Source organism: Novosphingobium sp., assembly GCF_036820275.1.
Taxonomy (GTDB): Bacteria; Pseudomonadota; Alphaproteobacteria; order Sphingomonadales; family Sphingomonadaceae; genus Novosphingobium.
In genome coordinates this window covers 68,180-74,805 of the sequence record NZ_DAISLT010000030.1, presented here as the reverse complement: position 1 = coordinate 74,805, position 6,626 = coordinate 68,180, and the positions used below count along the sequence as shown (strand labels likewise).

Below are 6,626 nucleotides of genomic sequence, written 5' to 3'. Positions count from 1 at the left end.
GATATGGCTGCCTGAGTCAAACCGGATAGCCTCCGGAAAACCCGGGACGCTTCATTCCGAGCGTGACGTTGTTCGACGAGCTAATCAACCAAATATATCGTGCACGTGTAAAAAGCCGGAAGCTGTGGCATTACCTTGCCCGCTTTCCACCTGTGCCGAAGAACGTCCCCATGCAAGCGCTACGTACGATGGGAAGACACAGCCTTGCTTGGTCGGCTAAGTACCCTATCTGCCTTTGTACATTGAGCCTCGGCCGATGTTTAAGGGGATTGGCCGTAAGGAGACGGACAGCTTTGAACCGAGGGAGCCACATAACTGCCATTCTCAGGCTGGCAGTGTAGGCCCCAATGCTTCGATGATACGGCAGTCAGCAACGATGCCGCCGTCGCAGGAATCGATGACCGCCTTCAGCTCTTTGCGAAGCGCCGCAAGGTCCGCGAGCTTGCGATCTACTTCCAGCAAGTGCTCCTTCGCGATCCGGTCAATACCGGCGCAATCACAAGTACGGTCGCCGGAGATGCCCAGTAGCGCCCGAACCTGATCGAGCGAGAACCCGAGGTCGCGGGCACGGCGGATGAAGGACAGTCGGCCAAGCTCCGGCTGCCCGTAGTCCCGGTAGTTGCTCGTCGTCCGCGCCGGTTTGGGTAGCAGGCCGATCTTCTCATAATAGCGGATCGTCTCGATCTTGGTGCCGGTCGCCTTGCCCATGTCGCCAATCGTGAATGCCATGCCCTTGACCCTGTAGTCGCTACAGGCCCTATATAGCCTGTCATCACCGAAACAGGAGATGCATATGGCCGGCGGATGCTGCGGCGGATCACAGGACAATACAGAAAAGCTGAACGACGCGGCATGGCGGCGCGTGTTGTGGATCGCGCTTGTGATCAACGCGGTGATGTTCGGCGTGGAGATTGTCGCCGGGGTCACTGCCGGGTCTGCATCGCTCAAGGCCGATGCACTCGACTTCCTGGGCGACGCCGCCAACTACGCGATCAGCCTCGGTGTTGCGGGCATGGCTCTGGCGTGGAGGGCGCGGGCGGCGATGGCCAAGGGCGCATCCATCCTGCTGTTCGGCCTGTGGGTGTTGGGCAACACCGTCTGGATGGCGATGCAGGGTGTAGTTCCAACTGCTGAGACCATGGGCGTCGTGGGCATAGCCGCGCTTGTCGCCAACCTTGCCTGCGCCGCAATGCTCTGGCGCCACCGCGCGGGTGACGCCAACCGGCGCTCGGTCTGGATCTGCTCGCGCAACGATGCGATCGGCAATATCGCCGTGGTCGCCGCAGCGCTGGGCGTGTTCGGCACCGGGACCGGTTGGCCGGACATTCTTGTCGCAGCAATCATGGCAGTGCTGGCACTGTCCGGCGGATGGCAGATCATCCACCAGGCGCGTGGCGAACTGAGGCGCGCACCTATTCGCCGCCGAAGCGAATCCGCACCCCTCCGTTAAGAACGAACCCATCGGTCGGTGCCCAGGCATCGACCGTCCATGCCCCTGCCGAGGCCCGACGCGGCAGCAGCAGCGGGTCATATTTCGTCTGCCGCACATTGAGCAGGTTCTCGGCATTAAGGAACAGGCTGACCTTGCCCAGTATCACTTCGCCCATGGTGCCGAGCTGGACATAGGGCCTGCTGCGCGTCCGGTAGGGATTGTCGTCCAGCGACTGCCGCCCGGTGTAATAGGCCTCGATCCCGAAGCGGCCGCGCCCTTCCTTCTCCCACATGCCGACAAGCCCCGCGCTGTCTCGGGGCGTCAACGGTACGATGCGCCGACCAAGGACATCGGGATCGGGTTCACTCGCGGCGACGTGAACGTAGCTGCCGGTGAGAGACAGAGCCTGCCAGCGATAGCGCAGCAGCACTTCGCCGCCGCGCGTCCGCGTCACGCCATCGACATTGATCAGCGTGACATGATCCACGTCCACTATCTGCAACTGCTGGGCATGGTCGATGTTGGAGGCAAACAGGCTGAGGTTCGCCTCGAACGGCCCGCTGGCATAGCCGAAGTCGATGGACCCGCTGTCGGCAATCTCCGCCTTGAGCTTTCCATAAGGCAGGAGGCGCGCGAGGCCATTGGCCTCTGTCTCCTCGACAAACGGTGTCGGCGCGTAGAAGCCGCGTCCCAGTGACGCACGGATCGTCCAGGGACCGGGCCGATAGAGCGCGGAAAGGCGCGGGCTGACGTGCGAGCCATAATCGCTATGGGCGTCCCAGCGCAGGCTTCCCGCCAGAGTTAGCCGGTCGGTCAGTTCCTGTTCGCCCTGCACGAACAGCGCGGGCACGGTATAGCTATAGTCAAAGGCTGAGAATGCCTCGGACCGATAGTCATCCAACTGAATCGCAGCGCCTGCCAGCCAAGTCGTTGCGCCTGCCTTGCCGCCGATCGACGCCTCGGCAAATGCCGTGCGGTGGCGGTCATTCTCCACCGTGTCGCCGAAGACATGCCGATGCGATTGGGTAACGCCGGAGGCCTGGAGATGCAGCGTGCCGATGTTATCCAGCGGCGTTTCGGCCGTGAGGCCGAGATCGTAGCGCCGGCTGCGCAACGTCTGCGCGAAAGGCGATCCATCCGGCGCTTTCGCGCCTGGAATCGTTCCGCCATCGCGCTGCTCCGCCATCGCGCCGAAGGTGAGCAAGGCCTTGGTTCCATCTGCGGCATCGACAAACAGCCTGGGCCGGACTGTGAAGCGCTCATAGCCGGGCATGTCGGCCCAGCCATCATCGTTCAGGTCCTGACGGCTTTGCCGGTCGTAGCCGGTCGTGAGTGAGGCACTGACCACGCTGCTGAGGGGCGCGGCGACATAGCCCGTCATATCCTGCCCGTTGCGACTGGTGGCATTGAGCAAAAGTTCGCCCTGCGGTTCGCTGGCCGGACGGCGCGACACCAGATTGATGACGCCGCCCAGTGCCGAGGGGCCATAGAGCGCCGATGCCGCGCCCTTGATGATTTCCACCTGGCCAAGATCAGTCGGCGGGATTTGCAGCAGGCCAATGGAGGGGGGCTGCCCACCATAGAGGGGCAATCCGTCAGCCAGGATCTGCGTGTAACGGCCCTTGAGGCCCTGGATACGGACATTGGCTGCTCCGAGCGCTGGCGATGTGGTCTGAACCCGCACGCCCGGCGTCTCGCTGACCAGCATGGCGATGTTGCCGGGCCGCATGAGGAGCTTCTCCTCAATCTCCTCGCGATTGATGACCTCGACGCGAATGGGCTCGTCCTGAACCCTGCGCCCGGTGCGCGTCGCTTGGACCACGATCTCGGTCTCGGCCTCCTCGGCATGATCAGCCTTGGCCTGAGCATAAGCAGGGCCGGCCATCATTGTCGCGATTATCAGCGCGCTGCTTCCAGCGTACACCATGCCGCCACGAAATATCGAAGTCACTTCGCCCCCGTTTCCACCCGACATAGAGCGCCGGGTACGGAGGCTCCATAAGGCCTGTAGCAACTACAGGGTCAAGGGCCGCTTTCAGCATCGACAGTCTCCAACCTAAACGGCTGGAATGGGGCGCGTAGCTGTTGGGCAGTTCACCTGTCATCCGCCAAGGAGCTCTTGGCCGGTAGGCGACTGTCCGGCTTGGAGCCGGGTCGTGGAGATAGCTGACACTTACCAGGATTCGGCTTTCGACCATAATACGTCATTCGCCGATCAATCTTGAAACGGCAGATTCAGACTCAACTTGCCATTCGCTGAGCGCGAAACTGTTTGGCAGCAACGCGCCCATTCAAGCCGTTCAATTAGAAAAACGGCGCGCCCATTAGCGGGCAGTCTGCTTATGACTAAGGCCAGGACAAAGTCGCCGTTCACGACGGCGTAGCAGAACGGCATTTTGCGGCAGTTCTGGTCGTTCGCATGGTTGCGCTGATTGCCATATGAGTGGGCGAGTTGGAGGTTTCTTGGTCGACGAAAGGTTGCCCCACTTCCAAATAGAGTGGCGACCAACCATGCTATATTTTAAAAAGTTTTTAAGAAGGAGTAATTCATGGCAATTATTATAAGTTGGTACTCAAATAGCGTCAGGTAGGCGCACACTGCTGCCGTCTCAACCTGCAAATAAAGCGCGCCGATGAGGCCGCCCCCCTTTACTGTATCGCGGCGCCGCCCCCCTTTGTCCTCTGCCATTTCCCTGCAAGTGCGTTGGGCCGTGCTGCTGCAGACAGCTTCTTGGAGTGTTCAACTCCTTCGTTACGGCTCCTTGGGAAGCAACCAAGCCTGTTTGCCTCTCAGCAAGATAGCGACGATCTGAGCGAGCCGTTCGTCTATCTCGTTAGGAGTGAGCTTCGTGCCTGGCCGATCCAGATGTTGATGGAGCGCCGCCAGCATTCCCATGAACACGGCGGCAATTAGGCCCGGGTCCGTTACCGCAAGATTGTCCCTTGCGGCGAATTCACGAATGTCGCGCTCAAGCACATCTTGCATTCGTGTCGTTCGTAAAGTTTGCATTTCCATGGCGACGTGCCTGGCACTACCCCAGCATTCCTGCACCAATTCTCCGAACGCGCGTACTTCCGGATCGACGCTCCAACGGGTCATCGAGCGAGCGTAGTGGAGCAACCGCTGCTCCAGCGAGTCATTTTCCGGAACAACTCTCCGGGCATCAGAGACTGCGGACCACGCCGCAATGCGGTCCTGCATCACCGCGCGCAGCAAAGCTGCTTTGTCGTCATAGCGTTGGTAGAGCGTGGCTTTGGTCACGCCCGCGCGGCTCGCGATCGCGTCCATCGTGGTTGCCGCAAACCCATCCGCAAGAAAGCTCAGCTTCGCCGCTTCGAGGACGTTGCGGTCGATGAGTTCCGCCTCGCGCTTCGACGGCCGCCCCCGTGATCGCGGCGCCTTGGCCTTTATGCCTCTGGTTGGCGGAATCGTATCGTCAGCGACAGTGGTCATGATTGTCCATTTTCGTCCGGCTGTGGGTGTCGCCGGAACCGACCCGCTTTGCAAGCGCCGACGCGATGTAATCATACTCCCGGTTTATTTTATTGACGATGGGCCAGGCACCGGAGATGGTGCGGGCGAGAGTGCAGCTCGGGTCAGGGCTGAACGGAAAACTGGCATTTCGAGTCAAATGGGAGAGAGATCGATGGCGCTTGGAGCGTTGCGCGCTTCGCTGATGACGGCGATCGCGGTCGGAGCGGTTCTACCCGCAGGGCTCCTGGCGCAGGCGGTCAAGCCCAGAGATATGCCTAAGATCGGCGAGGTGGATCAGCGCTATCAGTCCTACAATCTGGACCTCATCGCCATCACCGGAATGCCGCCAAAGGCCGGGGATCCCAAATCGCATAGCGACGAGCGCGTCGACACGGTCATGAGCGCGGTCAAGCTCGAACAGCCGCTCGACCTGTATAACAAACGCCTTCGCAATCTGGCCGCAGGGCTTGGCCCCGCTTATCTGCGTACGAGCGGAACCTCGGCAAACTCCGTGTTCTTCCAGAACGACGACAAGCCGGCGATCACCACTCCGCCGACCGGCTATAACACGGTCCTGACCCGATCGCAGTGGAAGGGCGTCATCGATTTCATGCACGCCGTGGATGCGAAGCTGCTGATGTCGTTCACTATCAGCGCGCCGACGCGTGACGCTGAAGGCACATGGACGCCGCTGCTCGCCCAGCCTCTCGTCGATTTCACCCACGGTCTCGGCGGTGAAATCGACGCGGCCGAACTGGTCAATGAACCCAATCTGCCGAACTATGGCGGGCTTCCGAAGGGCTATGATGGCGCCTGGTTCGCAAGAGATCAGATCGCATTTCGGAATTTCGCCCAGAAAAGCCTTCCTAAGATGAAGATTGTGGGCCCCGGCGATGTGGTCGTCGCCAACATCCCGCTCCCTGGCAATCTGACCGGTGCGGATATGATGTCAGGCAAGCCGGCGCCAAAATTTGACGTGTTTTCCTATCATTTCTACCCGGCAGTGGCACCGCGGTGCGCACCTGCCAATACCCCTGTCGGGACCAGCGCAGAACTCTCGATGACCGATGGCTGGTTCGCACGCACGGAAAAATCGCTGCTCGATCACAAGGCGCTTCGTGACAAGTACGCGCCCGGTGCGCCGATCTGGAACACCGAAACAGCTGGCGCGGCATGCAGCGGAGCGCCTTGGAGCGAGACGTTCCTTGATACTTTCCGCTACGTCGATCAACTCGGGCGCCTGGCAAAGCTTGGCGCGAATGTGGTGTTCCACCAGACCCTGGTGGGTGGCAACTACGGCATGCTTGAGCCTGAGACTTTCGCCCCGCGGCCGAACTATTGGGCAGCCCTTTTGTGGCGCCGCCTTGTCGGCCCGACCGTGCTCGATGCGGGCGCTGGTAAGCCTGGATTCCATCTCTATGCGCATTGTTCGCGGCAGAAGAAGGGGGGCGTAACTCTCATCGCTGTGAATTCGGGAAGCGAACCGAACCAACTCGATGTAGGCAAGCAAGCGAGAGTTTTCACGCTTACCGCGCCGGAACTGCAAAGCAAGTCGGTGCTGCTGAATGACAAGCCCTTGCGGCTTGAGGCGAACGACAAGCTCCCGACCACATCTGGGAGCAAGGCCTCAGGAACGATCAGCCTGCCTGCTACCAGCATTACGTTCGTGCAGATCCCGGCGGCCAAGAACGCGGCGTGCTATTGAACGGGAGACAGCAA

The 6,626-nt window shown here is 60.7% G+C and carries 5 protein-coding genes; 2 read left to right on the top strand and 3 right to left on the bottom strand.

What is annotated here, in order from left to right; all coding sequences use genetic code 11:
- Positions 1 to 324: 324 nt before the first annotated feature.
- Positions 325 to 729 (bottom strand): MerR family transcriptional regulator, encoded by a 405-nt coding sequence (locus V7066_RS20345; protein WP_334184807.1) that lies wholly within the window; start codon positions 727 to 729, stop codon positions 325 to 327.
- Positions 730 to 793: 64 nt separating this feature from the next.
- Here V7066_RS20345 and V7066_RS20340 point away from each other — a divergent pair, with 64 nt between their 5' ends.
- Positions 794 to 1,450 carry a cation transporter gene (locus V7066_RS20340; protein ID WP_334184806.1) on the top strand — a complete coding sequence of 219 codons (657 nt, stop codon included), beginning with the start codon at positions 794 to 796 and terminating at the stop codon, positions 1,448 to 1,450.
- On the opposite strand, the gene V7066_RS20335 is transcribed toward V7066_RS20340, so the two are convergent.
- Positions 1,413 to 3,317: a TonB-dependent receptor plug domain-containing protein gene (locus V7066_RS20335; RefSeq protein ID WP_334184805.1), complete on the bottom strand. Its 1,905-nt coding sequence runs from the start codon at positions 3,315 to 3,317 to the stop codon at positions 1,413 to 1,415. The genes V7066_RS20340 and V7066_RS20335 overlap by 38 nt on opposite strands.
- Positions 3,318 to 4,184: 867 nt before the next feature.
- Entirely contained in the window at positions 4,185 to 4,886 is a 702-nt protein-coding gene (locus V7066_RS20330; RefSeq protein ID WP_334184804.1) for a TetR/AcrR family transcriptional regulator, read from the bottom strand.
- Positions 4,887 to 5,079: 193 nt separating this feature from the next.
- Here V7066_RS20330 and V7066_RS20325 point away from each other — a divergent pair, with 193 nt between their 5' ends.
- Positions 5,080 to 6,612, top strand: coding sequence for a hypothetical protein (locus tag V7066_RS20325; protein WP_334184803.1), 1,533 nt, complete (start codon positions 5,080 to 5,082; stop codon positions 6,610 to 6,612).
- Positions 6,613 to 6,626 lie beyond the last annotated feature (14 nt).

Coding starts and splice junctions, on each gene's coding strand:
- V7066_RS20325 (WP_334184803.1), top strand. CDS start 5,080: ATGGCGCTTGGAGCGTTGCGCGCTTCGCTGATGACGGCGATCGCGGTC.
- V7066_RS20330 (WP_334184804.1), bottom strand. CDS start 4,886: ATGACCACTGTCGCTGACGATACGATTCCGCCAACCAGAGGCATAAAG.
- V7066_RS20335 (WP_334184805.1), bottom strand. CDS start 3,317: ATGGCCGGCCCTGCTTATGCTCAGGCCAAGGCTGATCATGCCGAGGAG.
- V7066_RS20345 (WP_334184807.1), bottom strand. CDS start 729: ATGGCATTCACGATTGGCGACATGGGCAAGGCGACCGGCACCAAGATC.
- V7066_RS20340 (WP_334184806.1), top strand. CDS start 794: ATGGCCGGCGGATGCTGCGGCGGATCACAGGACAATACAGAAAAGCTG.